We start from the raw sequence: 25,561 nt of genomic DNA, 5'->3' as shown, positions 1-25,561 counted from the left end.
GATTATAGCGAAGACTGCGCGCGGCGGACACCTCGCTGTCTGGTTGCGCGGTCTTTCGTGCCATAAGGGTTCTATGCCAAACTCAACGCCTTTCGGGCTTGTCTCACAGGATTTATGCTCCCCTTGTCACCCAGCTTGCTAACCACTCTCGCCGCCGCCTGTTTATATGCCGCTGCGACCTTCTATCAAGGCACTCGTCTGGCCAAGGGCGCCAAGGCGAACAAGCGCCTGCTGGTCACGCTGGGCATCCTCGCCCTGCTGGCCCATAGCGCCAGCCTTTTCACCCACCTGATGACTCCGGTAGGCCTCGGCCTGGACTTCTTCAGCGCCGCCAGCCTGATTGCCGCCGCTGTGATCGCGCTGACCCTGCTGGCCTGCTCGCGGATCCCGGTGGAAAACCTGCTGTTGCTGCTGTTCCCCTTGGGTGCGGCCACGGTGTTGCTGGCGCAGTTCGCCCCCACCGGCACGGTGCAGATCATCGACGAGGCGCCGGGGATTCTCGCCCACATCCTGCTGTCGATCCTGGCCTATGGCATGTTCACCATCGCCGTGTTCCAGGCCTTGCTGCTGCTGGTGCAGGACCATCAACTCAAAAACAAGCACCCTTCCGGGCTGATCAAGAACTTCCCGCCGCTGCAAACCATGGAAAGCCTGTTGTTCGGATTCCTCTGGGCCGGCTGGACCCTGCTCTCGCTGTCGCTGATTTCCGGCTGGCTGTTCGTCGAAAACCTGTTCGCCCAACACCTGGTGCACAAGACCCTGCTGGCCTGCCTGGCCTGGATCGTGTTCAGCGTGCTGCTGTGGGGGCGCAACCGCCTCGGCTGGCGCGGCCACAAGGCCATTCGCTGGACCCTGGCCGGTTTCTGCCTGCTGATGCTGGCCTATTTCGGCAGCAAGCTGGTCCGCGAATACATCCTGCATATCTGACGAGCAGCCATCATGGACAACTTGCCCATAGGGCCGATGCTCGCTGTATTGGCCTTGCTGGTTTTATGGTCGGCACTGTTCACCGCCATCGAAATCGCCCAGCAGCACCTGCTGACCCTGCGCAACGCCTCTCGCTCCGGCGACAGGCCCCTGGCCCGCCTGAGCTTCCCCCGCGAAAGCCTGATCCTGTGCAACACCCTGTGCCGGGTGCTGACGGTGATCCTCAGCACCCTGCTCGCGCTGTTCTACTGGGAACAGAACGGCCCGTGGATGGCCTGCCTGATCGCCACCTGCCTGCTCCTGGTGCTCGCCGACTACCTGCCGCGAGCCCTGGCCGTGCGCTACCCGGAAGGGGTTCTGGCCCTGGGCAACACCCTGCTGGGCGTGCCCCTGAAGATCATCTACCCGGGCGCCTGGCTGCTGAATGCCATCAGCCTGTTGCTGCTGCGCCCCTTCACCCCGAAAGTCGGCGTGGTCAAACACAGCGAGGATGACCTGGCGCCCGAGCCGGAGCACCCGTCGAGCCACGAGCCCGCCAACTGCCGCCCGCACCTGCTGTCGGGCATCCATGCCCTGGACAACATCACGGTCAACGACATCCTGGTGCCGCGCAGCGAAGTCGACGGGATCAACCTCGACGACTCCATCGAAGAGATCATCGAGCAGCTGCGGGTCTCCAAGCGCACTCGGCTGCCGGTGTTCCACAGCGATATCAACCAGGTCGAGGCGGTGCTCAACACCCGGCAAATCCGCCACCTGCTGCCGGATGCCAGCCTGACCAAGGACGCCCTGCTCAGCGCCTGCCACGAGCCCTACTTCGTGCCCGAAAGCACACCGCTGCAACTGCAACTGCTGAACTTCCACAAACAGCAGCGGCGCCTGGGCATGGTGGTCGACGAATACGGCGAAGTCCTGGGCATCGTGACCCTGGAAGACATTCTCGAAGAAATCGTCGGCGAGTTCGAAAGCGAGCACAGCCTCGACAACCCGCACATCCACCCGCAAGCCGACGGTCGCTACGTGATCGAAGGTGCCGCATCGATCCGCGAGCTGAACAAGAGCCTGGGCTGGCACCTGCCCAGCGATGGCCCGAAAACCCTCAACGGCCTGGTCACCGAAGCCCTGGAAACCATCCCCGACAGCGCCGTCTGCCTGAAGATCGGCCGCTATCGCCTGGAAATCCTCGAGACCGAAGACAACCGCATCAGCCGCGTATTGATCTGGCACACCAGCTCGACTCCCGCCACGAGATAAATCTCAAGGGAAGGCGAAATCAGCGCAAAACAGCCGCTTGATAGCGATTAAACCCGCAAGATAGCGGCTGTTTTCTTAAAAAAAACGCTGTTTTTCCCCCTTGTTGAATCGATAGCCCCCTTCCTATAATCCCCTGGCTTACCCAAGCCCCGCCCGACCGCGTGCTACCCGCACTCAGCGCGTCCAGGCACCGCTTTATTGTGTCTGAACGGTGTTTGCTCCCATCCCGAGCCACCCCGCGCACGCCCCTGACCCAGGGGTGTACGACTAATAATAATCCGCGTCCAAACGCGCAATGACCGTCAGGGATACTTCAATGAGCACCACCTATAACGAGGCCGCGACCGCCGCCCCGACCAACTCGACCGCTCGCGTTGCCACGGCGAGCATCGTTGGCACCGCCATCGAGTTCTACGACTTCTACATCTACGCCACGGCCGCCGCGCTGGTGATCGGCCCGGTGTTTTTCCCGCAAACCTCCGGCACGGCGCAGATGCTTGCCTCGTTTCTGACCTTCGGCATTGCCTTTATCGCCCGCCCCATGGGTTCGGCGCTGTTCGGCCATTTTGGCGATCGCATCGGCCGCAAATCGACCCTGGTGGCCTCCCTGCTGCTGATGGGGGTCTGCACCACGCTGATCGGCTTGCTGCCCGGCTATGACAGCATCGGGGCCTGGGCGCCGATCCTGTTGTGCGTACTGCGCTTCGGCCAGGGCCTGGGCCTGGGCGGCGAATGGGGCGGCGCGGCATTGCTGGCCACCGAGAACGCGCCAAAGGGCAAGCGCGCCTGGTTCGGCATGTTTCCGCAACTGGGCCCCTCCATCGGTTTCCTGGCAGCCAACGGCCTGTTCCTGATCCTGGCCATGAACCTCAGCGACGAGCAGTTCCGCAGTTGGGGCTGGCGCATCCCGTTCATCCTCAGCGCCGCGCTGGTGATGGTTGGCCTGTATGCCCGCTTGAAGCTGCATGAAACCCCGGTGTTTGCCAACGCGGTGGCCCACGAAGCGCCCGTCAAAGTGCCGCTGGTAGAGCTGTTCAGCCAGCATTGGTTGCCGGTGCTGCTGGGGGCGGCGTCGATGGTGGTGTGCTACGCGCTGTTTTACATCACCACGGCGTTTTCCCTGAGCTACGGCGTGTCTACCCTGGGCTACAGCCGTGAAACCTTCCTCGGACTCTTGTGCTTCGCCGTGCTGTTCATGGGCCTGGCGACACCGATTGCGGCCCTGGCCAGCGACCGTTACGGACGCAAGCCGGTGCTGATCGTCGGCGCGGTGCTGGCCATTCTGTCGGGCTTCACCATGGAGCCGCTGCTGACCCACGGTTCGACCTGGGCAGTGGCGCTGTTCCTGGCCCTGGAGCTGTTCCTGATGGGGGTGACCTTCGCCCCGATGGGCGCGATGCTGCCGGAGCTGTTCCCGACCCGCGTGCGTTATACCGGCGCTTCGGCGGCCTATAACCTGGGGGGAATTGTTGGCGCATCGGCGGCGCCCTTCTTTGCCACGAAGCTGGTGGCGATGGGTGGCCTGAGTTATGTCGGCGGGTATGTGTCGGCGGCAGCGTTGCTCAGCCTGATCGCTGTGCTGTGCCTGAAAGAGACGCGGGATAACGACCTGAATCGGGTCGCCTGAGAGAACCCATCGCCGGCAATCCGGCCCCTACATGGCTAACGCACGCCTGTAGGGGCCAACTTGCCGGCGCTGGCTTTAGAGCTCGACCACCACGGCTTGCGAAGCGCGGGTAGCCTTGGCCCGGGCGGCCTCGATTGACTCGTCACGTGCCAGGGCCACGCCCATGCGCCGCTGGCCATTGACTTCCGGCTTGCCGAACAGACGCAGGGCGGTGTCCGGCTCGCTCAGGGCGGCGCCCAGGTTGGCGAATGCGGTCTGGGTCGACTGGCCTTCCACCAGGATCACCGCCGAAGCCGATGGCCCGAACTGGCGAATCAATGGAATCGGCAAGCCCAGGATCGCCCGCGCATGCAGGGCAAACTGCGACAAGTCCTGGGAAATCAGGGTCACCAGGCCGGTGTCATGCGGGCGCGGCGACACTTCGCTGAACCACACCTGATCGCCCTTGATAAACAGCTCGACACCAAACAGGCCACGGCCACCCAGCGCCTCGGTCACGGCCTTGGCCACACGCTCGGATTCCGCCAGGGCTTTGGGGCTCATGGCCTGGGGCTGCCAGGATTCCTGATAGTCACCTTTCTCCTGACGGTGCCCGACCGGTGCGCAGAAGGTGGTACCGCCGATGTGACGCACGGTCAACAGGGTGATTTCGTAGTCGAAATCGATAAAGCCTTCGATGATCACCCGGCCCTTGCCGGCACGTCCGCCTTCCTGGGCGTAATCCCAGGCCTTCTGCACGTCATCGGTACTGCGCAGCAGGCTCTGGCCCTTGCCCGAGGAGCTCATGACCGGCTTGACCACGCAGGGGAAGCCCAGGTCTTGAACCGCCTTGGAATAGTCTTCGAAGGTGTCGGCGAAGTGGTAGGGCGAGGTCGGCAGGTCCAGCTCTTCAGCGGCCAGGCGGCGAATGCCTTCACGGTTCATGGTCAGCTGCGTGGCGCGCGCGGTCGGGATCACGGTGAAGCCTTCGGCTTCCAGTTCGACCAGGGTCGCCGTGGCGATGGCTTCGATCTCCGGCACGATAAAGTGCGGTTTCTCCGCCTCGATCACCGCCCGCAAGGCCGCACCATCGAGCATGTTGATGACGTGGCTGCGGTGAGCCACTTGCATCGCCGGCGCATTGGCGTAGCGATCCACGGCAATCACTTCAACGCCCAGGCGCTGCAGCTCGATCACCACTTCCTTGCCCAACTCGCCACAGCCACAAAGCAAAACGCGGGTCGCGGTTGGCGACAATGGAGTTCCGATACGGGTCATCTGCAGGTCCTCAAAAGGAGCGGATCATCGAGGGCCGCGCACCAGACGGGCGACCCATGGGGAGAAAGCGCGGCATTTTACATGAACCGCGGGGTTTGGCCTCAGCTGGCGCACGTCGCCTTGCGCAACCGCCAGGCCATGGCCAGCCAGACCACCGTCACGCCGGCGAATTTGGAGCCCAGGGCGGTGAGCACCACTCCAGGCGTCAGCGCGTCGATCAGGCCGAAGAAGATAAAGGTGTCCAGCGGGATGCTCAGCGCCGAACTGATCCATAGCCGGTCGTGCAGCGGGCGCTTGGTAATGCTGAACACCAGCCAGTCAATGCACTCGGAGACCGCGAATGCCGTGGCGCTGGCCAGGGCGATCGTCGGATCGGAGGTCACATAAGACAGCACCAGCGCCGCCAGCATGGCGACCAGAGCACCGTGGCCGAAGCGGGTCTGCACCATATCGCGCAGCACAAACACCAACCCGCCCCAGGCCGACCAGATGATGTCCAGGTGCGGGGCGCTGGAAAAGGCGTAGTTGATCAGCACGACGCTGCTGATGTAAGCAATCAGGAAGAGCATGGCGCGAAAGGTACCTGTAGATAAGGCGCACAGGGTACTTGAGCGGCCAGGCGCACGCAAAATCTGCCGCCCTCCACTCATCCCACTGGTGCCGCTGCCGCACGGGCTACAGGTCAGTTGGAGCTGCCCAGCATCCATACCAGGCCGCTGGCTTTGGCTCGCTCGTGGCACAGGCCGAGCACTTTGCGCCGCTCGCCGTTGTCCATGCGGCTCCAGCGGGTGATCTCATCCACGGTTCGCTGGCAGCCGGTGCAGATGTCGTCGTCATCCAGGGCGCAGATGCTGACGCAGGGCGAGGCAACCGGGCGCTCGGTGCTGGTCATTGTTCTTGCTCGACCAGGTCGCGGGCGTAGCGCTGGGCGTTGTGCACATAGTGCGCGGCACTGGCTTCGAGCATTTTCTTTTGCGGCTCGGTCAGTTCGCGCACCACTTTGCCGGGCGAGCCCATCACCAGCGAGCCATCGGGAATTTCCTTGCCTTCGCCAATCAGCGAATTGGCGCCGATGATGCAGTTTTTGCCGATTTTCGCCCCGTTGAGGATCACCGCATTAATACCGATCAGGCTGTAATCGCCAACGGTACAGCCATGCAGCATGGCGTTATGGCCGATGGTGACGCCGGTGCCGATGGTCAGCGGGTAGCCCATGTCGGTGTGCATCACTGTGCCATCTTGCACATTGCTGTTCTTGCCGATCAGGATCAGTTCGTTGTCGCCGCGCAACACCGCGTTGAACCAGACATTGGCACCCTCCTCCAGCTTGACCTTGCCCACCAGCGTGGCGTTCGGGGCGACCCAACTTTGCGGGTGGGTTTCAACTCGGGCATCGCCCAGGCGGTATTTCATCTTCTTATCCTCAGGGCTCAGGCGGCCGCGGGTTCATGCCATACGAGCGATGGCTTCAAATATTGATAGAGCTCTTGGGAGGGTGATGCAGGCTGATTTTGGCGTCATACAGCAGATTGATCAGTTCGACGATCATGATCGCCGTCAAACCCCAGATCTTGTATTCGCCAAAGCGATAACTGGGCACATACCAACTGCGGCCCTGATAGTCGATGCGGTGGGTATGCTCGCGCGGGTCCTGGCGGAAGAACTCCAGCGGCACACTGAACACCGCGGCAATCTCGGCGTCGTTGGCCAGGTATTCGACATAGTCGGGAATCACCCCGACATAGGGTGTGACCTTGATCCCGTGCAACGAAATCAGCGGGCTCAAGGGACCGATGACTTCCACCAGGCCCGGAGGCAGGCCGATCTCCTCTTGCGCCTCGCGCAGTGCGGTGAAGATCAGGTCGGGGTCTTCCGGGTCACGCCTTCCACCGGGAAACGCCACTTCACCGCCATGGGTCGAAAGCCCACTGGCACGCAGGGTCAGCACCAGTTCCGGCTCTTCACTGCGGGTAATAGGCACCAGCACCGCCGCCTCCGGAAAACGGCGATCGGTCTCCAGCGTTCGTGGCGTATGGTTGGTTACCCGATGAAGTAGCTCGTCCAGCATGAGTCATCTCGATCTGTTGGCTACCGTGCATCATGCACCAATCCCGGCATCGGCCCAACCCCCGGCCCCTGGCATGTCGCTTAACGACAACTTGCCGACAAACTGGCCGCACGCCAAGATAGGCCCAGCCTTTTCGGAAGCCCAGCATGAAATTTTGCAGCCAGTGCGGTAAACCGGTAACCCAGCGTATTCCCGAGGGCGACTCACGCCTGCGGTTTGTCTGCGACCACTGCCAGACCATCCACTACCAGAACCCGAATATCGTCGCCGGCTGCGTGCCGACCTGGGGCACCCAGGTGCTGCTGTGTCGCCGCGCCATCGAGCCACGCCGTGGCTACTGGACCCTGCCCGCAGGCTTTATGGAAAACGGCGAGACCATCGAACAGGCCGCCATCCGCGAAACCGCCGAAGAAGCCTGCGCCCGGGTCCGCAACCTGAGTATCTACACCCTGATCGACGTACCCCATATCAGCCAGGTGCACGTGTTTTTTCGCGCCGAGCTGGCGGACCTGGACTTTGCCGCCGGCGAAGAGAGCCTGGAAGTGCGCTTATTCGAAGAGTCGGAGATCCCTTGGTCCGAGCTGGCTTTCCGCACGGTCGGGCGTACCTTAGAATGCTTCTTCGCTGACCGGCACACCGAGGACTTCCCCGTGCGCTCCGAGTCGATTCCACCACTCTCTCAGTCTGCCATCACGTAGAACCTGTTCCCGATCCTGCGAGCGACGCTCAGGCTGGACAAAAAATGGCTGCGAACGCGCAATTTAGGCCGCTAAATGAGCCTGTCGAAGGCATTTTCAGCACCGCACGTGCCAAGCGCCGCAGATCGCGAACAGGCTCTTAAACAATAAAACGTACGCAGCACCGGTGTACGCCTAGGGATATCGTTTCAATGCGCTGGTTGTTTGCCCTTCTCTGCTTGTCGCTCACTGTTGCGTCCCACGCCTCTACGGTAGAAACCCTGGACGGCAAGATCATCGAAAAAGTGCTGGTCCTCAAGTCGGCCCACCAACTGCAACTGATCAACGACGGCAAGCCGCTCAAGACCTATCGCATTTCCCTGGGCAAGCAGCCCAAGGGGCCAAAACTGATGGAAGGCGATAAACGCACGCCGGAAGGCTTCTACTGGCTTGACTGGCGCAAGACCAGCGACCGCTTCAACCTGGCCATGCACATCTCCTACCCGAATATCAGCGACTCCGCCCGCTCACGCCGCGAAGGCGTGCCACCGGGCAGCATGATCATGATCCACGGCACGCCGGACAGCGAAGATTACCCCGAGCAGTTCTTCCATACCCTGGACTGGACCGACGGCTGCATCGCCATGCGCAACGTCGATATGCGAGAAGTCTGGGGTCTGGTCAAGGACGGCACCATGATCGAAATCCGCCCCTGAGCGCTTGCCCCGCCCCATGAAAAAGCCCGCTGACCGTTACCGGTTCAGCGGGCTTTTTTGCAATGGCGAGCCTAGAAGTCTTCCAGGCGCCAGACCTCATAAGCTGGCGTTTCGTAGGGATGGCTCTGTTTCAGGGCCATCACCACCGAACGGATCAGCTCATCGGCCACCACCAGCTCGACCTTCCACTCCTCGACCTGCTCGACCAGGCCGGTTTGCCCGAGAAACGGCTGGCTGCCGTCCAGCGGGCGAAACTGACCCTGGCCCAGCACCTGCCAGGCGCAGTGGTCGTAGGCACCGATCCGTCCGCCACCGGCGGCGAATACAGCGCTCTTGACCACGTCCACATGGCTGGGAGTAACGAAGAAGCTGAGCTTGTACATGCCCCTTAGTTCACCCAGACCCGAGCGTTACGGAACATGCGCATCCACGCTGCATCTTCGTTCCACTCTTCAGGGCGCCAGGAGTTCTGCACCGCGCGGAACACCCGCTCCGGGTGCGGCATCATGATGGTGACGCGACCGTCACGGCTGGTGAGGCCGGTGATCCCGCGCGGCGAGCCGTTCGGGTTGGCCGGGTAGTTCTCGGTGACCTTGCCGTGGTTGTCGACGAAACGCAGGGCCACGCAACCGGACAGATCGGCTTCAAGCAGAGCGTCTTCGTTGGCGAACTCGGCATGGCCTTCACCGTGGGCGATGGCGATCGGCATGCGCGAACCGGCCATGCCCTGGAGGAAGATCGAGTTCGACTTCTGCACTTCGACCATGGCCACACGGGCTTCGAACTGCTCGGAACGGTTACGCACGAAGTGCGGCCAGAACTCGCTGCCCGGGATCAGTTCGTGCAGGTTGGACATCATCTGGCAACCGTTGCACACACCCAGCGTGAAGCTGTCGGTACGTTCGAAGAAGCCCTGGAAGGCGTCCCGCGCACGGCTGTTGAACAGCGCCGACTTGGCCCAGCCCTCACCGGCACCCAGTACGTCGCCGTAAGAGAAGCCGCCGCAAGCAACCATGCCCTTGAAGTCGTTCAGGTCGACACGCCCGGCAAGGATGTCGCTCATGTGCACGTCGATCGCGTTGAAGCCCGCGCGGTCGAAGGCCGCAGCCATTTCCACCTGACCGTTGACGCCTTGCTCACGCAGGACCGCCACTTGAGGACGCACGCCCTTCTTGATGTAAGGCGCGGCAACGTCCTGGTTGACGTCGAAGGCCAGCTTGACGCTCAGGCCCGGGTTGTCTTCTTCCAGCAGCACGTCGAACTCTTGCTCGGCGCAGTCGGCGTTATCCCGCAGGCGCTGGATCTGGTAGCTGGTTTCAGCCCACTGGCGTTGCAGCAGACGGCGCTGGCCGGAGAATACGGTGTCGCCATTGAAGGTGATGCTGACTTCGCCATTGTTCAGTGGCTGGCCGATGACCGACACGCAGTCGCCCAGGCCGGCGGCGCTGAACTGTGCCAGCACGTCTGGCGTGGCGTCCTGGCGTACCTGGATCACGGCACCCAACTCTTCGTTGAACAGGATCGCGGCGATGTCGGCCGAGGTTTCAGCCACGCCGTCGAGGTTCAGGCTCAGGCCGCAGTGACCGGCGAAGGCCATTTCCACGGCGCTGGTCAGCAAACCACCGTCGGAACGGTCGTGGTAGGCCAGCAGGTGACCGTCGGCGTTGAGACCCTGGATCACTGCGAAGAAGGCCTTCAGGTCTTCGGCGTCATCGACGTCCGGTGCCTGCTTGCCGAGCTTGCCGTGAACCTGGGCCAGGATCGAGGCGCCCATGCGGTTCTGGCCACGGCCGAGGTCGATCAGGATCAGGTCGGTGATGCCCTTGTCCATGCGCAGCACGGGGGTCAGGGTCTTGCGGATATCCGCCACGGGCGCGAAGCCGGTGACGATCAGCGACAGCGGCGAGGTCACGCTCTTGTCGACGCCCTCGTCGCTCCAGCGAGTGGCCATGGACATCGAGTCCTTGCCCACCGGAATGGTGATTCCCAGCTCCGGGCACAGCTCCATGCCGACCGCTTTCACGGTGTCATACAGGCGCGCATCTTCACCCGGGTGGCCAGCAGCGGACATCCAGTTGGCCGACAGTTTGATGTCGGAGATTTTCTCGATGCGCGAAGCCGCGATGTTGGTCAGGGTTTCGCCAATCGCCATGCGCCCGGACGCCGGAGCGTCGAGCAGGGCCAGCGGCGTGCGCTCACCCATGGCCATGGCTTCACCGGTGTAGACGTCGAAACTGGTGGCGGTGACGGCCACGTCAGCCACGGGAACCTGCCACGGGCCGACCATCTGGTCGCGGGCAACCAGGCCGGTGATGGTGCGGTCGCCAATGGTGATCAGGAAGCTTTTGCTGGCCACGGCCGGGTGGTGCAGGACGCGCTCCACGCAGTCGTCGATGGACAGGCTGCTCGGGTCGAAATCATCGCCCAGCTCGGTCTCGCGAACCGCCGAACGGTGCATGCGCGGGGCCTTGCCCAGCAGCACTTCCAGAGGCATGTCCACCGGGCTGTTGCCAAAGTGGCTGTCGGTGACCGTCAACTGCGGCTCGGCGGTGGCTTCGCCCACTACCGCGAACGGGCAGCGCTCGCGCTCGCAGATCGCCTGGAAGCGTGCGAAATCTTCAGCGCCGACTGCCAGGACGTAACGCTCCTGGGATTCGTTGGACCAGATTTCGTGCGGGGCCATGCCCGGCTCGTCATTGGGAATATTGCGCAGCTCGAAACGGCCGCCACGGTCGCCATCGTTGACCAGTTCCGGAAAGGCGTTGGACAAACCGCCCGCACCGACGTCGTGGATGAAGCTGATCGGGTTCTTGTCACCCAACTGCCAGCAACGGTCGATGACTTCCTGGCAACGGCGTTCCATTTCCGGGTTTTCGCGCTGTACCGAGGCAAAGTCCAGGTCAGCCGAGCTGGTACCGGTGGCCATCGAGGAAGCAGCGCCGCCGCCCAGGCCGATCAGCATGGCCGGGCCGCCGAGCACGATCAGCTTGGAGCCGACGGTGATCTCGCCTTTCTGTACGTGTTCGGCACGGATGTTACCCATGCCGCCGGCCAGCATGATCGGCTTGTGGTAGCCACGAACCTCATCGCCACGGGGGGTGGTGATGGATTGCTCGAAGGTACGGAAGTAGCCGGTCAGGGCTGGACGGCCGAATTCGTTGTTGAACGCGGCGCCGCCCAGCGGGCCTTCGATCATGATGTCCAGCGCGGTGACGATGCGCTCGGGCTTGCCGTACGGCACTTCCCACGGTTGTTCGAAACCCGGGATCTGCAGGTTGGAGACGGTGAAACCGGTCAGGCCAGCCTTGGGCTTGGCGCCGCGACCGGTGGCACCTTCGTCACGGATCTCGCCACCGGAGCCGGTGGAGGCGCCCGGGAACGGGGCAATCGCCGTCGGGTGGTTATGCGTTTCGACCTTCATCAGGATATGCACCGGCTCCTGCACCGCGCCGTACTGGCGGGTCTCGGGGTCCGGGAAGAAACGGCCGGCAACGTTGCCGACGATCACCGAGGCGTTGTCCTTATAAGCCGACAGAACACCTTCGCTGTGCATCACGTAGGTGTTCTTGATCATGCCGAACAGGCTCTTGTCCTGGCTCTGGCCGTCGATGTCCCAGCTGGCATTGAAGATCTTGTGCCGGCAATGCTCGGAGTTGGCCTGGGCGAACATCATCAGTTCGATGTCGTGCGGGTTGCGCTTGAGGCCCTGGAAGGCACTCATCAGGTAATCGATTTCGTCTTCGGCCAGGGCCAGGCCCAGTTCGCGGTTGGCGCTTTCCAGCGCTTGGCGGCCACCGCCGAGGATATCGATGGCGGTCAGCGGCTTGGGCGTGGCATGGCTGAACAGGCCGGCAGCCTGTTCCAGGTTGCCCAGGACGATCTGGGTCATGCGGTCGTGCAGGACGTCGGCGATCTGTTGCGCCTGGACATCGCTGAACTCACCGGCCACGTAGAACGCAATACCGCGCTCCAGGCGCTGGATTTTTGCCAGGCCACAGTTGCGGGCGATATCACTGGCCTTGCTCGACCATGGCGAGATGGTGCCAAACCGCGGCAGCACCAGGAACAGGCGACCGGTCGGTTCTTGGACCGGTACGCTTGGACCGTACTTCAGAAGGCGCGCAAGCACCTGCTGTTCGTCGCCGGTCAGGTCGCCGGTGACTTCGGCGAAGTGAGCGAATTCAGCATACAAGCCACTGACAGCCGGAACAGATCGGCTCAGTTGCTCAAGGAGTTTGCTGTGGCGAAAGGCAGAAAGGGCAGGAGCGCCGCGCAGGATCAACATCTTCGGGACAGCCTCGGGAAGGGGTGTGCTTTGAGGCCGTGCATTCTAGCCTAAAGCGCCCGCCACGGCACCCGAAACGCTACGCGAGACTGTCGCCAGACGTCGGCCCAGGGGGCGCTGGCTATAACAAAGAGGCATCAGGCCCATTCAGAAGGGTTATTTTAAGCCTCACTTTGAGCAGCGAGCCGCCATTCACAAGGGCTCCAGCGCCGGCGGCGAATCTCTAGCAGACCCGCCCTTATCTGTCGAGATATGGCGGCCGTGGTCCTTTGCGTATACTGCGCAAATGTTTTCCCCTATGGCTTTACGTCCGCGCTGTGCCAGATGGCTCATCGCAACCGGACTCTTCCTGATGCTCGGTGCCTGTGTTGAAAAACCCAGCACCCTGGAGCGTATAAAGGAGGATGGTGTGCTGCGGGTGGTCACCCGTAACAGCCCGGCCACCTACTTTCAGGATCGCAATGGCGAAACCGGCTTCGAATACGAGCTGGTGAAACGTTTCGCCGACGATCTGGGCGTTGAGCTGAAGATCGAAACCGCCGACAACCTCGATGACCTTTTTGGCCAGCTGGGTAAACCTAACGGCCCGGTACTGGCTGCTGCCGGCCTGGTCAGCAGCGAGAAACGCCAGCAACAAGTCAGGTTTTCCCACCCTTACCTTGAAGTCACCCCGCAGATCATCTATCGCAACGGCCAGTCCCGGCCGACCAACGCCGCCGACCTGGTGGGCAAGCGCATCATGGTGCTCAAGGGCAGCACCCACGCCGAGCAACTGGCCGATCTGAAGCTGAAGTACCCCGGCATCGAATACGAAGAATCGGACGCGGTGGAAGTGGTCGACCTGTTGCGCATGGTCGACGAAGGGCAGATCGACCTGACCCTGGTCGACTCCAACGAAGTGGCGATGAACCAGGTGTACTTTCCCAACGTGCGCGTGGCCTTCGACCTCGGCGACGCCAGCAACCAGAGCTGGGCCGTGGCCGCCGGCGACGACAACAGCCTGCTCAACGAGATCAACGCCTACCTCGACAAGGTGCAGAAGAACGGCACCCTGCAACGTCTGAAAGATCGCTACTACGGGCATGTGGATGTTCTGGGCTACGTGGGCGCCTACACCTTTGCCCAGCACCTGCAACAGCGCCTGCCCAAATACGAGAAGCACTTCAAGGCCTCGGCCAAGCAGGAGAAAGTCGACTGGCGCCTGCTGGCGGCCGTTGGCTACCAGGAATCCATGTGGCAGCCCGCGGTGACGTCCAAGACCGGCGTACGCGGCCTGATGATGCTGACGCAAAACACCGCCCAGGCCATGGGCGTGTCCAACCGCCTGGACCCCAAGCAGAGCATCAGCGGCGGGGCCAAGTACCTGGCCTATATCAAGGAACAACTGGACGACAAGATCGAGGAGCCGGATCGCACCTGGTTCGCCCTCGCCGCCTATAACGTCGGCACCGGCCACCTGGACGACGCGCGCAAGCTGGCGGAGAAAGAGGGGCTCAACCCCAACAAGTGGCTGGACGTGAAGAAAATGCTGCCACGGCTGTCGCAGAAGCAGTGGTACAGCAAGACCCGGTACGGCTACGCCCGGGGCGGCGAGCCGGTGCATTTTGTGGCCAACATCCGGCGCTACTACGACATCCTGACCTGGGTCACGCAGCCGCAGCTGGAAGGCGACCAGGTCGCCGAAGGCAATCTGCACGTGCCCGGCGTCGACAAGACCAAGCCCCCAGCAGAAAACCCACCGCTCTAACGCCCCACTCCAAATACGCCCCGTAACCGCTGCCGAGCCCGCGAGGCGGCGCTGGCCATCCGCAACGGCATCAATCTACCGACACCACGGCGCCCATCACAGCCAGCGCCCAAACGCGGCCCGAGCCTGTCGGCAGCGGCTACAGCGCTGAGTCAGGCTTTGGCGGCGGCCAGGATCAGGGCCTTCATTTCCGCCACGGCGCCTTTGAAGCCGACGAACAAGGCATGGGCCACCAGGGCGTGACCGATGTTCAGTTCGTTGATGCCCTTGATTGCCGCCACCGCCTCGACGTTGTGGTAATGCAGGCCGTGCCCGGCGTTGACGATCAGCCCTTGAGCCAAGCCGATGGCCACACCCTCAGCCACGCGCTGCAACTCTTGCGCGACTTCGGTTGGGGTCTGCGCATCGGCGTAGCGTCCGGTGTGCAGCTCGATGGCCGGGGCGCCGACACGGCGGGAGGCTTCGATCTGCCGCTCATCCGCGTCGATGAACAACGACACTTCGGCGCCGGTTTTCGACAGGCGCTCGACCGCGGCCTTGATCCGCGCTTCCTGGCCCGCGACATCCAGACCGCCTTCGGTGGTCAGTTCCTGGCGGGTTTCCGGGACCAGGCAGATGTGCGCCGGACGGATGCGTTCGGCGAACGCCATCATTTCCTCGGTAACGCCCATCTCGAAATTCATGCGGGTCTGCAGCACGTCCTTGAGCAGCACGACGTCGCGCTCCTGGATATGCCGCCGGTCTTCGCGCAGGTGCACGGTGATGCCGTCAGCGCCCGCCTCTTCTGCATCCAGCGCGGCCTTGACCGGGTCGGGATAACGGGTGCCCCGCGCCTGACGCAAGGTGGCGACGTGGTCGATGTTCACGCCAAGAAGAATGCGATTGCTGGTGGTCACGGAAGCGCTCCTGAATAAATGAAGATTCGGCGCACAGCATACGGGGTGATCAGGGCTTGCGAAACAACTCGCGACTGACCAATGGCCGACCGCCCAGGTGCACCGCCAGGGCTTGGCGCATCAAGCGCTTGGCGGCCGACAGCGCGCCGGGGGCGCTCCAGTCGGCCTCGGCCATGGCCAGCAGCTCGGTGCCGTTGAACAGCCCCGGCTGCAGCAGGTAAACCTGTTCCAGCCCGGCATCCACCTGCAGGCGGTACAGGCCCTTGGCGTCTATCGGCTGGCCATGGATATCGCTGTCCAGGGCAAAGCCATAGCCCAGGTCATCCAGCAGCCGCCATTCGAACGCCCGCAACAAGGGCTCCAGTGGACGCCCCTCGGCCAGGGCCAGCAAGGTCGCGGCATAGTGATCGAAGACCGCCGGATGGGGATCCTCGGCAGGCAACAGGCGAATCAGCAATTCATTGAGGTAGAGCCCACTGAACAGCGCCTCGCCATTGAGCCAGGTGGAGACGCCGGCACTTTCCATGCGCCCGACGTTCTTCAGCTCGCCGCGCCCACGAAACTCGACTTCCAAAGGCACAAATGGCCGGGCCAGGGTTCCGGCCTTGCCGCGCGCACTGCGCAATACCGCACGCAGGCGGCCTTGGGGCGTGAGGAAGTCGACCAGGGCACTGGATTCGCGGTAGGCGCGACTGTGCAGGACATAAGCGGGTTGGCCGACAGGGGGGTGGGTAGACATCAGTGTCCGGTTCTCAGGTGAGAGAGGGTGAGGGAGCGCACTCCCCCACTCCAAGAGCCGGCGCTATTACAGGTCGCCGTAGCCCAGGGAACGCAGGGCGCGCTCGTCGTCGGACCAGCCGCCTTTGACCTTGACCCACAGGTTGAGCATGATTTTGGAGTCGAACAGCACTTCCATATCCTTGCGCGCCTCGGTGCCGATACGCTTGATGCGCTCGCCCTTGTCACCAATGATGATTTTCTTCTGGCCATCGCGTTCGACGAGAATCAGCGCATGAATATGCAGGGTTTTGCCCTGCTGCTTGAACTCTTCGATTTCCACGGTGATCTGGTACGGCAGCTCGGCCCCCATCTGGCGCATGATCTTCTCGCGCACCAGCTCGGCGGCGAGAAAGCGGCTGCTGCGGTCGGTGATCTGGTCTTCAGGGAAGAAGTGATCGTTTTCCGGCAGGTGCTCGGCGATCACTCGCTCCAGCGCTTCCAGGTTGTGCCCGTGCTGGGCCGAGATCGGCATGATCTGCGCGTTCGGCAACTGCTCCTGCAACCAGGACAGGTGCGGCATCAGCTCGGCCTTGTCTTCGATGCGATCGGTCTTGTTCAGCGCGACGATCAGCGGGCCGGTCACGTACTGCACGCGCTCGAGGACCATCTGGTCTTCGTCGGTCCACTTGGTGCGATCAACCACGAAGATCACCACGTCGACGTCTTTCAACGCCGCCGAAGCAGTCTTGTTCATGTAGCGGTTGAGGGCCTTTTCGCCACCTTTGTGCATGCCGGGGGTATCGACGTAGATCGCCTGGACAGCGCCCTCGGTCTTGATCCCGAGCATGTTGTGACGGGTGGTCTGCGGCTTGCGCGAGGTGATGGCCAGCTTCTGTCCGAGGATGTGGTTGAGCAGCGTCGATTTGCCCACGTTCGGGCGGCCGACGATGGCGACATAGCCACAGCGTGTTGCAGTTGAATCAGTCATGGCCATTCTCCACGCCCAGGGCAATCAGTGCTGCAGCGGCCGCTACCTGTTCGGCAATACGACGGCTCACACCCTGACCTCGGCTTTTTTCATTCAGTAAGGTGATTTCACATTCGACGAAGAACGTCCGGCAATGGGGCTCACCCTGGATATCCACCACTTCGTAACGTGGCAGGTCGCAGGCACGCGATTGCAGGAATTCCTGCAGGCGGGTCTTGGGATCTTTGTTGGTGTCGACCAGCGTCAGGCTGTCGAACTCGGAGGTCAGCCAGGCCAGCACGCGGTCACGCGCTGCGTCCATGCCGGCATCCAGGTAGATTGCACCGATCAAGGCTTCCAGGGCATCGGCAAGGATCGACTCACGACGAAAACCGCCGCTTTTCAACTCACCGGAGCCCAGGCGCAAGTACTCGCCCAGGTCGAAACCACGGGCCAGTACAGCCAGTGTTTCACCTTTTACCAGGCGCGCGCGCAAACGCGACAACTGGCCTTCGCGAGCCTGAGGGAAACGCTCGAACAGCGCCTCGCCGGCCACGAAGTTGAGAATGGCATCACCAAGGAATTCCAGGCGCTCATTGTTGCGCCCGGCAAAGCTGCGGTGAGTGAGGGCCAGGATCATCAGTTCCTGGTCCTTGAAGGTGTAGCCGAGCTGACGCTCGAGACGGCTCAAAGAAACGCTCACGGTTTACCCACGCTGAGTTCGTGGTCGAATTTCACCACCATAGGGAGGCATACAGTGCCTGTGGCAATTAACGCAGTGTTCAAATGCACATCCTGAATATCGTTGACTGCATGCTTCTGGCGCCTGGGCGATCCCGGTCGTTCGCCGTTATCCCCGCTCCAGAAAAGCATTCGGCGCTGTGTTCAACAGCGCCGTGGGTGTGATTACTTGATCAGGCCAACCCGCGAGAAATTCGGCAGGTGGCTGAGTTTCGGTTCGGGCCAGCTCATCCAGACTGCAAAGGCCTTGCCGACGATATTCTTGTCGGGAACCATGCCCAGCAAGTCCTTGGGAATGCTCGGGTCATCCCAGTAACGGCTGTCGTTGGAGTTGTCGCGGTTGTCGCCCATCATGAAGTAATGACCGGCGGGGACCACCCACTGACCATCGGTCGGGGCGTGGTAGCGACTCATCTCTTTGCGAATCAGGTGCTCGACTTCGCCGAGTTTTTCCTTGTAAAGCTCCGCACTGCCCAGGCTCCCGGGCTGCGAGCCCACCAACAGTTCAGCCACTGGCTGGCCATTGATGAACAGCTTCTTGTCGCTGGTGTAGCGCACTTCATCACCCGGCAGGCCGACTACACGCTTGATGTAGTTGACGTTGGGGTCGCTCGGGTAGCGAAACACCATCACATCGCCGCGTTTCGGATCACCGACTTCGATGACTTTCTTGTCGATCACCGGCAGGCGGATCCCGTAAGAAAACTTGTTCACCAGGATGAAGTCGCCCACATCCAGGGTTGGCATCATCGAGCCCGAAGGGATCTGGAACGGCTCCACCAGAAACGAACGCAGCACCAATACGATGAACAGCACCGGAAAGAACGACTTGCCGTATTCAACCAGCAACGGCTCTTTGTTCAGTTTCTCGACCACCACCCCATCCGGCTCGCTGACGCTGCCCTGATAGTTGGCGATGGCCGCACGCCGACGTGGCGCCAGAAAGATCAGATCGAGCAACGCCAGGAAACCGCAAACGGCGACAGCGATGACCAGCAACAGCGGGAAATTTAGTGACATAGGACCTAACTATCCAACCTGAGCACTGCAAGGAAGGCTTCTTGTGGAATTTCCACGTTACCGACTTGCTTCATGCGTTTTTTACCGGCCTTCTGCTTTTCCAACAGCTTGCGCTTACGGCTAACGTCACCGCCGTAGCATTTGGCCAATACGTTCTTTCTGAGTGCCTTGACGGAGGTCCGCGCAATGATCTGCCCGCCAATGGCGGCCTGGATCGCGACGTCGAACATCTGGCGCGGAATCAGTTCTTTCATCTTCTCGGTCAACTGGCGACCTTTGTAGTGCGCGTTATCCTTGTGCACGATCAGCGCCAGGGCGTCGACCTTGTCACCGTTGATCAGCACATCCAGTTTCACCAGATTAGCCGACTGATAACGATCGAAATGGTAATCCAGCGAAGCATAACCACGGCTGGTGGATTTGAGACGATCGAAGAAGTCCAGGACCACCTCGTTCATCGGCAAATCGTAGGTCACCTGGACCTGGGAGCCGAGGAACAGCATGTCGTGCTGCACGCCACGCTTTTCGATACACAGGGTAATGACGTTGCCCAGGTGCTCTTGCGGCACAAGAATATTGGCGCGAACGATGGGCTCGCGCATGTCTTCAATGGACGACAAGTCTGGAAGCTTGGACGGGTTGTCGACGTAAATCGTTTCACCGGTTTTCAGCAACAGCTCGAAAATAACGGTCGGCGCGGTGGTGATCAGGTCCAGGTCGTACTCGCGCTCGAGGCGCTCCTGGATGATTTCCATGTGCAGCATGCCGAGGAACCCGCAACGGAAGCCGAAGCCCAGGGCGTCGGAGCTTTCCGGGGTGTACTGCAGCGACGAGTCGTTCAGGGTGAGCTTTTGCAGGGCTTCACGGAAGTCTTCGAAGTCGTCGGAGCTGACCGGGAACAAACCGGCATAGACCTGCGGCTGGATCCGCTTGAAGCCTGGCAGCACATCAACATCGGGCGTCGAGCTCAAGGTCAGGGTATCGCCCACTGGCGCACCGTGAATGTCCTTGATACCGGCAATGATGAAGCCCACTTCACCGGCCTTCAGGTCGGTGGTGGCGGTGTGTTTCGGGTTGAACACACCGACGCTGTCCACCAGGTGGATCTTGCCGGTGGACTTGACCAGGATCTTGTCGCCCTTCTTCACCCGGCCATGGCGCACACGCACCAGGGACACAACGCCCAGGTAGTTGTCGAACCAGGAGTCAATGATCAACGCTTGCAGCGGATCTTCGTAGTTGCCGGTTGGCGCAGGAATAGTCTTGACCAGACGCTCGAGCACTTCATCGACGCCCAGGCCGGTCTTGGCACTGCACTCGACCGCGTCGGTGGCATCGATGCCGATGATTTTCTCGATTTCTTCTTTGACCCGATCCGGATCGGCCTGTGGCAGGTCGATTTTGTTCAGGACAGGCATGACTTCCAGGCCCTGTTCGATCGCCGTGTAGCAGTTCGCAACCGACTGCGCTTCAACGCCTTGACCGGCGTCCACCACCAGCAATGCACCTTCACAGGCCGCCAGCGACCGGCTGACTTCATAGGTGAAGTCGACGTGGCCCGGGGTATCAATGAAGTTCAGCTGGTACTTGATGCCATCGCGGGCGGTGTAATACAGGGTGACACTGTGGGCCTTGATGGTGATACCGCGCTCACGCTCAAGGTCCATGGAGTCCAGGACCTGGGCTTCCATTTCGCGTTCGGCCAGGCCGCCGCACATCTGGATGAAGCGATCAGCCAGAGTCGACTTGCCATGGTCAATGTGGGCGATGATGGAGAAATTGCGGATATGACTCAAATCACTCACAGGTCAACACTCAAAAAGGCTGCAGGCATAGCCCGCCGAAAAATAGCCGGGAATTGTACCTGAAACACCGCGCTAGCGTCACGTTCGCCTGTCAGCCACCGGCAAATGCACAAACGCCCCGATCTTGCGACCGGGGCGTTTGTCATCCTGCAGCGCCTGGCGGCGGCGTCATCAGCCGGCGCGACGCAACAGCCAGAAGCCGGCCAGGGTGCAAATAGCGGCAGGCACCAGCACCGCGAACAGCGGCGAGAAGCCGAACACCAGGCTCGACGGCCCCAGCAGGTCCTGGGCGATGCGGAAGGTAAAGCCCACCAGCACCCCGGTGAACACCCGCTGCCCCAGGGTTACCGAGCGCAACGGGCCGAAAATGAAGGAAATCGCCATCAGCACCAAGGCGGCGGTGACCAGCGGTTGCAGCACCTTGACCCAGAACGCCAGCCAGTACCGGCCGTTGTTCAGCCCCTGGTCCGCCAGATAGTGGATATAACCCCACAGGCCGGTGATCGACAGCGACTCCGGGGCCATGACCACGGTGCTCAGCAACTGCGGGCTCAACGCTACGTCCCAACGCTCATCCGGGGCGCTGATGACCTCGGTGTGGCCTTCGCGGAAGTAGGTGGTGGTGACATCCGTCAGCTGCCAGTAATCCTTGTCGAACTTGGCATGCTTGGCGAAGCTCGAGGACAGCAGGTGGCGTTCCTTGTCGAAGTGGTAACGGGTCACGCCGTACAGCAAACCATTGGGCTGGACCGCGTTGATGTGAATGAATTCATCACCCTGGCGGTGCCACAGGCCGTGCTTGGAGCTTTGCGCATCGCCCGAACCCTGGGCCAGGGCGCGATTGGCCTGGGCCTGGCTTTCGGTGGCGGGTGCCACGTATTCGCCCACCAGCACGCCGACCAGCATCAGCACCAGCATCGGCTTCATCACCGCCCAGACGATACGCCCGACCGAAACACCGGCCGCACGCATGATGGTCAGTTCGCTGTTGCTGGCCAGGCTGCCCAGGCCGATCAGGCAGCCGATCAGCGCGGCCATCGGCAGCATCTCGTACACCCGACGCGGCGCGGTCAGCAATACGAAGCCCAGCACGTCCATCACGGTATAACTGTCGCTGACGCTGCCCATCTCATCGATAAATGCGAACAACGACGCCAGGCCGAGAATAATCCCCAGCACTGCCAGGATGGCCATGAATACACTGCTACCAATGTAGCGATCGAGCTTAACCACGGGCCATCTCCTGCACGCTGCGGCGACTCGCCAGTTTCAAGCGCAAAGGCTCCCAATACAGCAGGGCCAGGCCGACCAGCAGGAACAACACATGCACGCCCCACAAGCCCAGCGCTGGCGGCAACTTGCCCTTCTCCAGGGAACCACGGGCGGCAATCAGGATAGTCAGGTAAGCCATATAAAGAAGAATCGCCGGAATCAGCTTGAGGAAACGCCCCTGTCGCGGATTGACCCGCGCCAATGGCACGGCCATCAGGGTCACGATAAACACCAGCAACGGCAGCGACAGGCGCCATTGCAACTCGGCCACGGCCCGCAGGTCGGTCTTGCCGAACAGGTCGCGGGTCGGCATGGCGTCGCGGTCGGTGACTTCGTCGCTGACGTCCGGCTTGGCCAGCAATACGCCGTAGGTGTCGTACTTGATCACCCGGTAATTGGCCTCACCCGGGTTGCCGTCGTAGCGATAGCCGTTTTCCAGGATCAGGTAGCGGTTGCCGTCCGGACGGATGTCCTGGTGGCCCTTTTCGGCGACCAGCACCGAAATCCCCTGGTCCTTCTTGTCCTTGTTCAGGCGTTTTTCCGAAATGAACACGCCGCCCAGATTGGCCCGGTCCTCGGACAACTGCTCGGTGTAGGTCACACGAGTACCGTCGTTGAGCGCCTGGAAGCGACCCGGCACCAGGGTGTCGAACTCGGTCATGGCGTCCTGCTTGTTGAGCAGCAGCTGGAACTGATTCGCCCCCTGCGGCGCCAGGCCCAGGCTCAACCAGCCGACCAGCACGGCGATCAGCGTGGCCGGAATCATGGTCATGCCCAGCAGACGCTGCTGGCTCATGCCCGTGGCCGAGAGCACGGTCATTTCACTTTCGAGGTACAACCGGCCATAGGCCAGGAGAATGCCGAGGAACAGGCCGAGCGGCAGAATCAGTTGCAGGAACCCGGGCAGACGAAAGCCCATGATCAGGAACAGCGAACCCGGATCCAGCGCCCCCGAGGCAGCTTGGGCCAGGTATTTGACGAAGCGCCCGCTCATGATGATGACCAGCAGCACCGCGCTCACGGCGCTCAGGGTCAGCAGGACTTCGCGAGATAGATAACGAAAGACGATCAAACCAGACACTCCAGGGCTGTCAGGCTAAGGCGGCCAAACAAGCAAACGTATCGAGCCGGCCCGCCAAGGCAGGCCGCCGAAAAAAGATGGCGCATTATCCTGTGAATGCGTGCGCCTGTCACTGCACATGCTCATGCAGGCCTCTAAAGCGGCGAAGTTCGCACGCTGGAGGGTTGTCAGGCTCGGGCGGCGAGGTTCAAACTGGCGGCTTTGTCGTCGCTGGCTGACGATACTTTCTTCTATATATAGATACGCCCCGCGCAGGGCATCGACCTTGCGCTCTTTGACCATTACCTCAGGGATCCGGACATGGAACTGGTTGTAAAAAGCGTTAGCCCAGAAACCTTGAAGACCGCCACTCTGGTGGTCGCCATCGGCGAAGGCCGCAAGCTCGGCACGGTCGCCAGCCAACTCGACGAACTCAGCGGCGGCGCCATCAGCGCCGTCCTCAAGCGCGGCGACCTGACCGGCAAGGTCGGCCAGAGCCTGCTGCTGCACAACGTGGCCAACCTCAAGGCCGAACGCCTGCTGCTGGTCGGCATCGGCAAGGACGCCGAACTCGGCGACCGCCCGTTCCGTAAAATTGCCAGCGGTGTGCTCAATACCCTCAAGGGCCTGGGCGGCAGTGATGCCGTACTGGCGCTGGACGAAGTGGTGGTCAAGGGCCGCGACAGCTACGGCAAGTCCCGGCTGCTGGCCGAAACCCTGATCGATGGCGGTTATGTCTTCGACCAGTTCAAGAGCCAGAAGGCCGAACCTCGCGCCCTGAAGAAAATCACCCTGCTGACCATCAAGGCCGCCCAGGCTGAAGTCCAGCGCGCAGTCACCCACGCCACGGCCATCGCCAATGGCATGGCTTTCACCCGCGACCTGGGCAACCTGCCGCCGAACATCTGCCACCCGACCTTCCTCGGCGAGCAGGCCAAGGCCCTGGGTAAAGAGTTCAAGGGCCTGAAAGTCGAAGTGTTCGACGAGAAGAAGATCAAGGAACTGGGCATGGGCTCGTTCTATGCCGTGGGCCAGGGCAGCGACCAGCCTCCACGCCTGATCGTCATGCAATACAACGGCGGCAAGAAATCCGAGAAGCCGTTTGCCCTGGTCGGCAAAGGCATCACCTTCGACACCGGCGGCATCAGCCTCAAGCCGGGCGCGGGCATGGATGAAATGAAGTACGACATGGGCGGCGCGGCCAGCGTCTTCGGCACCCTGCGCGCGGTCCTCGAGCTCAAGCTGCCGATCAACCTGGTGTGCATCCTGGCCTGCGCCGAGAACATGCCAAGCGGCGGCGCGGCGCGTCCGGGCGACATCGTCACCACCCTGAGCGGCCAGACCGTGGAGATCCTCAACACCGACGCCGAAGGCCGCCTGGTGCTGTGCGATGCCCTGACCTACGCCGAACGCTTCAAGCCGCAATCGGTGATCGATATCGCCACCCTGACCGGCGCCTGCATCGTAGCCCTGGGCTCCCACACCTCCGGCCTGCTGGGCAACAACGACGAGCTGATCGGCCAACTGTTGAGCGCCGGCCAGCAAGCCGACGACCGCGCCTGGCAACTGCCGCTGTTCGACGAGTACCAGGAGCAACTGGACAGCCCGTTCGCCGACATCGCCAACATTGGCGGACCGAAAGCCGGCACCATCACGGCGGCCTGCTTCCTGTCGCGCTTCACCAAGAACCTGAACTGGGCGCACCTGGACATCGCCGGCACCGCCTGGACCAGCGGCGGCAAAGACAAGGGCGCCACTGGCCGTCCGGTTCCCCTGCTGACCCAGTACCTGCTGGATCGCGCCAAAGCCTGAAACCCATGACCTCGGTCGGCGCCGCTTGCGGGCGGCGCCAGCCCAGGCTCAGGAATCGCAATGACCAAAGTCGACTTTTATATCCTTCCCAGCGCGGATCCTTCAGCGCGCCTGGATTTTGCCTGCAAGCTCACGGAAAAAGCCTGGCGCATGGGCCACCGCATCTACCTGCATTGCAGCGATGCCGCCCAGCGCGAAGACCTGGATGCCCGCCTGTGGCGCTTCAAGGGTGAGACCTTCGTGCCCCACGGCCCCGCCGAAAACGAGCCGGAGGGCTTGATTGTCCTTGGCCTGGGCGATGACTGCGGCGCCCACCAGGATCTGCTGGTGAACCTGGACCTGAAAGTCCCGGCCTTTGCCAAGGCGTTTGCCCGGATCGCCGAAGTCGTGGTCGAAGACCCGACGATTCGTCAGGCCGCCCGCGAGAGTTTCCGTTTCTATCGCGAACAGGGCTATCCTCTGCAAGATCACCGTTTACAGCGACTCTGAGCACCCGATGGACACTCCAAAACCGCAGCAAAAGTCCGCGCATCTGCTGGACGACCTCGAGTCGATCCGCCAACTGCTCGGCGATGACAACCTGCAACCGCCGCTGCTCACCGAGACCGTGAACGGCGACGTGCAAATCCCCCTGCTGTTCGACATGGTCGGCGGCAAGCAACCCGAAGCGGCCGTTGAGCCCGCCCCCGCCGCCCCCGTCGAGGCGCCAG

Annotated in this window: 23 protein-coding genes and 1 pseudogene; 9 read left to right on the top strand and 15 right to left on the bottom strand. The window is 62.0% G+C overall.

Annotated features, from left to right (window positions below; all coding sequences use genetic code 11):
* Positions 1 to 114: 114 nt before the first annotated feature.
* From CF161_RS22780 to CF161_RS22770, 3 genes are all read left to right on the top strand, one after another.
* The gene (locus tag CF161_RS22780) at positions 115 to 927 is read left to right on the top strand and encodes an inner membrane protein YpjD (RefSeq protein WP_020298975.1); all 813 of its coding nucleotides are present in this window, start codon (positions 115 to 117) and stop codon (positions 925 to 927) included.
* Positions 928 to 939: 12 nt separating this feature from the next.
* Positions 940 to 2,181 (top strand): transporter associated domain-containing protein, encoded by a 1,242-nt coding sequence (locus CF161_RS22775; protein WP_043230164.1) that lies wholly within the window; start codon positions 940 to 942, stop codon positions 2,179 to 2,181.
* Positions 2,182 to 2,497: 316 nt separating this feature from the next.
* Positions 2,498 to 3,808, top strand: a complete 1,311-nt coding sequence (locus CF161_RS22770; protein WP_020298973.1) for an MFS transporter — start codon at positions 2,498 to 2,500, stop codon at positions 3,806 to 3,808.
* 75 nt (positions 3,809 to 3,883) lie between these two features.
* Here CF161_RS22770 and purT read toward each other — a convergent pair whose 3' ends face one another.
* From purT to CF161_RS22745, 5 genes are all read right to left on the bottom strand, one after another.
* Entirely contained in the window at positions 3,884 to 5,065 is a 1,182-nt protein-coding gene (purT, locus tag CF161_RS22765; RefSeq protein ID WP_020298972.1) for a formate-dependent phosphoribosylglycinamide formyltransferase, read from the bottom strand.
* A 101-nt stretch (positions 5,066 to 5,166) separates the two neighbouring features.
* Positions 5,167 to 5,634 carry a VUT family protein gene (locus CF161_RS22760; RefSeq protein ID WP_020298971.1) on the bottom strand — a complete coding sequence of 156 codons (468 nt, stop codon included), beginning with the start codon at positions 5,632 to 5,634 and terminating at the stop codon, positions 5,167 to 5,169.
* Positions 5,635 to 5,747: 113 nt separating this feature from the next.
* Positions 5,748 to 5,957 carry a DUF1289 domain-containing protein gene (locus tag CF161_RS22755; protein WP_020298970.1) on the bottom strand — a complete coding sequence of 70 codons (210 nt, stop codon included), beginning with the start codon at positions 5,955 to 5,957 and terminating at the stop codon, positions 5,748 to 5,750.
* Positions 5,954 to 6,478 carry a gamma carbonic anhydrase family protein gene (locus CF161_RS22750; protein WP_020298969.1) on the bottom strand — a complete coding sequence of 175 codons (525 nt, stop codon included), beginning with the start codon at positions 6,476 to 6,478 and terminating at the stop codon, positions 5,954 to 5,956. The genes CF161_RS22755 and CF161_RS22750 overlap by 4 nt, the downstream gene beginning before the upstream one ends.
* A 55-nt stretch (positions 6,479 to 6,533) precedes the next feature.
* Positions 6,534 to 7,133: a CoA pyrophosphatase gene (locus tag CF161_RS22745; protein WP_020298968.1), complete on the bottom strand. Its 600-nt coding sequence runs from the start codon at positions 7,131 to 7,133 to the stop codon at positions 6,534 to 6,536.
* A gap of 146 nt (positions 7,134 to 7,279) precedes the next feature.
* Here CF161_RS22745 and CF161_RS22740 point away from each other — a divergent pair, with 146 nt between their 5' ends.
* A complete protein-coding gene (locus CF161_RS22740) occupies positions 7,280 to 7,831 on the top strand; it encodes an NUDIX hydrolase (protein WP_020298967.1) in 552 nt (183 codons plus the stop codon).
* Between the two features lie 191 nt (positions 7,832 to 8,022).
* Positions 8,023 to 8,526 (top strand): murein L,D-transpeptidase family protein, encoded by a 504-nt coding sequence (locus CF161_RS22735; protein ID WP_020298966.1) that lies wholly within the window; start codon positions 8,023 to 8,025, stop codon positions 8,524 to 8,526.
* 71 nt (positions 8,527 to 8,597) lie between these two features.
* Here CF161_RS22735 and CF161_RS22730 read toward each other — a convergent pair whose 3' ends face one another.
* Positions 8,598 to 8,909: a YqfO family protein gene (locus CF161_RS22730; RefSeq protein ID WP_020298965.1), complete on the bottom strand. Its 312-nt coding sequence runs from the start codon at positions 8,907 to 8,909 to the stop codon at positions 8,598 to 8,600.
* A 5-nt stretch (positions 8,910 to 8,914) separates the two neighbouring features.
* Positions 8,915 to 12,811, bottom strand: a complete 3,897-nt coding sequence (gene purL, locus CF161_RS22725; RefSeq protein WP_020298964.1) for a phosphoribosylformylglycinamidine synthase — start codon at positions 12,809 to 12,811, stop codon at positions 8,915 to 8,917.
* Positions 12,812 to 13,097: 286 nt separating this feature from the next.
* On the opposite strand from purL, the gene mltF reads away from it, so the two are divergent.
* Complete coding sequence (mltF, locus tag CF161_RS22720) at positions 13,098 to 14,558, top strand: membrane-bound lytic murein transglycosylase MltF (protein ID WP_020298963.1); 1,461 nt, start codon at positions 13,098 to 13,100, stop codon at positions 14,556 to 14,558.
* Between the two features lie 152 nt (positions 14,559 to 14,710).
* Here the strand turns inward: mltF and pdxJ are convergent, their stop codons facing one another.
* From pdxJ to lptF, 8 genes are all read right to left on the bottom strand, one after another.
* On the bottom strand, positions 14,711 to 15,454 hold the full coding sequence (pdxJ, locus tag CF161_RS22715; protein ID WP_020298962.1) for a pyridoxine 5'-phosphate synthase: 744 nt from the start codon (positions 15,452 to 15,454) through the stop codon (positions 14,711 to 14,713).
* Positions 15,455 to 15,503: 49 nt separating this feature from the next.
* Positions 15,504 to 16,193, bottom strand: coding sequence for a DNA repair protein RecO (gene recO / locus CF161_RS22710; protein WP_020298961.1), 690 nt, complete (start codon positions 16,191 to 16,193; stop codon positions 15,504 to 15,506).
* Positions 16,194 to 16,259: 66 nt separating this feature from the next.
* Entirely contained in the window at positions 16,260 to 17,162 is a 903-nt protein-coding gene (era, locus tag CF161_RS22705; protein WP_020298960.1) for a GTPase Era, read from the bottom strand.
* Complete coding sequence (gene rnc / locus CF161_RS22700) at positions 17,155 to 17,844, bottom strand: ribonuclease III (protein ID WP_020298959.1); 690 nt, start codon at positions 17,842 to 17,844, stop codon at positions 17,155 to 17,157. The genes era and rnc overlap by 8 nt, the downstream gene beginning before the upstream one ends.
* A gap of 203 nt (positions 17,845 to 18,047) precedes the next feature.
* A complete protein-coding gene (gene lepB / locus CF161_RS22695) occupies positions 18,048 to 18,902 on the bottom strand; it encodes a signal peptidase I (RefSeq protein WP_020298958.1) in 855 nt (284 codons plus the stop codon).
* A gap of 5 nt (positions 18,903 to 18,907) precedes the next feature.
* A complete protein-coding gene (lepA, locus tag CF161_RS22690) occupies positions 18,908 to 20,707 on the bottom strand; it encodes a translation elongation factor 4 (RefSeq protein WP_020298957.1) in 1,800 nt (599 codons plus the stop codon).
* A 171-nt stretch (positions 20,708 to 20,878) separates the two neighbouring features.
* Complete coding sequence (gene lptG / locus CF161_RS22685) at positions 20,879 to 21,940, bottom strand: LPS export ABC transporter permease LptG (RefSeq protein ID WP_020298956.1); 1,062 nt, start codon at positions 21,938 to 21,940, stop codon at positions 20,879 to 20,881.
* Positions 21,933 to 23,051 carry an LPS export ABC transporter permease LptF gene (gene lptF, locus CF161_RS22680; RefSeq protein WP_020298955.1) on the bottom strand — a complete coding sequence of 373 codons (1,119 nt, stop codon included), beginning with the start codon at positions 23,049 to 23,051 and terminating at the stop codon, positions 21,933 to 21,935. Before lptF ends, lptG begins: the two co-directional genes overlap by 8 nt.
* 309 nt (positions 23,052 to 23,360) lie before the next feature.
* Between lptF and CF161_RS22675 the strand changes: the two genes are divergently transcribed.
* From CF161_RS22675 to CF161_RS22665, 3 genes and pseudogenes are all read left to right on the top strand, one after another.
* A complete protein-coding gene (locus CF161_RS22675; RefSeq protein WP_020298954.1) occupies positions 23,361 to 24,851 on the top strand; it encodes a leucyl aminopeptidase in 1,491 nt (496 codons plus the stop codon).
* 60 nt (positions 24,852 to 24,911) lie between these two features.
* Positions 24,912 to 25,340 carry a DNA polymerase III subunit chi gene (locus CF161_RS22670; RefSeq protein WP_020298953.1) on the top strand — a complete coding sequence of 143 codons (429 nt, stop codon included), beginning with the start codon at positions 24,912 to 24,914 and terminating at the stop codon, positions 25,338 to 25,340.
* Positions 25,341 to 25,347: 7 nt separating this feature from the next.
* Positions 25,348 to 25,561 (top strand): annotated as a pseudogene (locus CF161_RS22665) (DNA polymerase III subunit chi); the annotation flags it as partial.

The sequence above is a fragment of the Pseudomonas sp. CF161 genome (assembly GCF_000416215.1).
Taxonomy (GTDB): domain Bacteria; phylum Pseudomonadota; class Gammaproteobacteria; order Pseudomonadales; family Pseudomonadaceae; genus Aquipseudomonas.
The sequence above is the reverse complement of the archived record's forward strand: the minus strand, read 5'-3'. Positions and strand labels throughout refer to the sequence as shown.

Bases quoted from the DNA above. Each gene is read 5' to 3' on its own strand.
- CF161_RS22780 (WP_020298975.1), top strand. From the start codon at position 115: ATGCTCCCCTTGTCACCCAGCTTGCTAACCACTCTCGCCGCCGCCTGT.
- CF161_RS22775 (WP_043230164.1), top strand. From the start codon at position 940: ATGGACAACTTGCCCATAGGGCCGATGCTCGCTGTATTGGCCTTGCTG.
- CF161_RS22770 (WP_020298973.1), top strand. From the start codon at position 2,498: ATGAGCACCACCTATAACGAGGCCGCGACCGCCGCCCCGACCAACTCG.
- purT (WP_020298972.1), bottom strand. From the start codon at position 5,065: ATGACCCGTATCGGAACTCCATTGTCGCCAACCGCGACCCGCGTTTTG.
- CF161_RS22760 (WP_020298971.1), bottom strand. From the start codon at position 5,634: ATGCTCTTCCTGATTGCTTACATCAGCAGCGTCGTGCTGATCAACTAC.
- CF161_RS22755 (WP_020298970.1), bottom strand. From the start codon at position 5,957: ATGACCAGCACCGAGCGCCCGGTTGCCTCGCCCTGCGTCAGCATCTGC.
- CF161_RS22750 (WP_020298969.1), bottom strand. From the start codon at position 6,478: ATGAAATACCGCCTGGGCGATGCCCGAGTTGAAACCCACCCGCAAAGT.
- CF161_RS22745 (WP_020298968.1), bottom strand. From the start codon at position 7,133: ATGCTGGACGAGCTACTTCATCGGGTAACCAACCATACGCCACGAACG.
- CF161_RS22740 (WP_020298967.1), top strand. From the start codon at position 7,280: ATGAAATTTTGCAGCCAGTGCGGTAAACCGGTAACCCAGCGTATTCCC.
- CF161_RS22735 (WP_020298966.1), top strand. From the start codon at position 8,023: ATGCGCTGGTTGTTTGCCCTTCTCTGCTTGTCGCTCACTGTTGCGTCC.
- CF161_RS22730 (WP_020298965.1), bottom strand. From the start codon at position 8,909: ATGTACAAGCTCAGCTTCTTCGTTACTCCCAGCCATGTGGACGTGGTC.
- purL (WP_020298964.1), bottom strand. From the start codon at position 12,811: ATGTTGATCCTGCGCGGCGCTCCTGCCCTTTCTGCCTTTCGCCACAGC.
- mltF (WP_020298963.1), top strand. From the start codon at position 13,098: ATGTTTTCCCCTATGGCTTTACGTCCGCGCTGTGCCAGATGGCTCATC.
- recO (WP_020298961.1), bottom strand. From the start codon at position 16,193: ATGTCTACCCACCCCCCTGTCGGCCAACCCGCTTATGTCCTGCACAGT.
- era (WP_020298960.1), bottom strand. From the start codon at position 17,162: ATGACTGATTCAACTGCAACACGCTGTGGCTATGTCGCCATCGTCGGC.
- lepB (WP_020298958.1), bottom strand. From the start codon at position 18,902: ATGTCACTAAATTTCCCGCTGTTGCTGGTCATCGCTGTCGCCGTTTGC.
- CF161_RS22675 (WP_020298954.1), top strand. From the start codon at position 23,361: ATGGAACTGGTTGTAAAAAGCGTTAGCCCAGAAACCTTGAAGACCGCC.
- CF161_RS22670 (WP_020298953.1), top strand. From the start codon at position 24,912: ATGACCAAAGTCGACTTTTATATCCTTCCCAGCGCGGATCCTTCAGCG.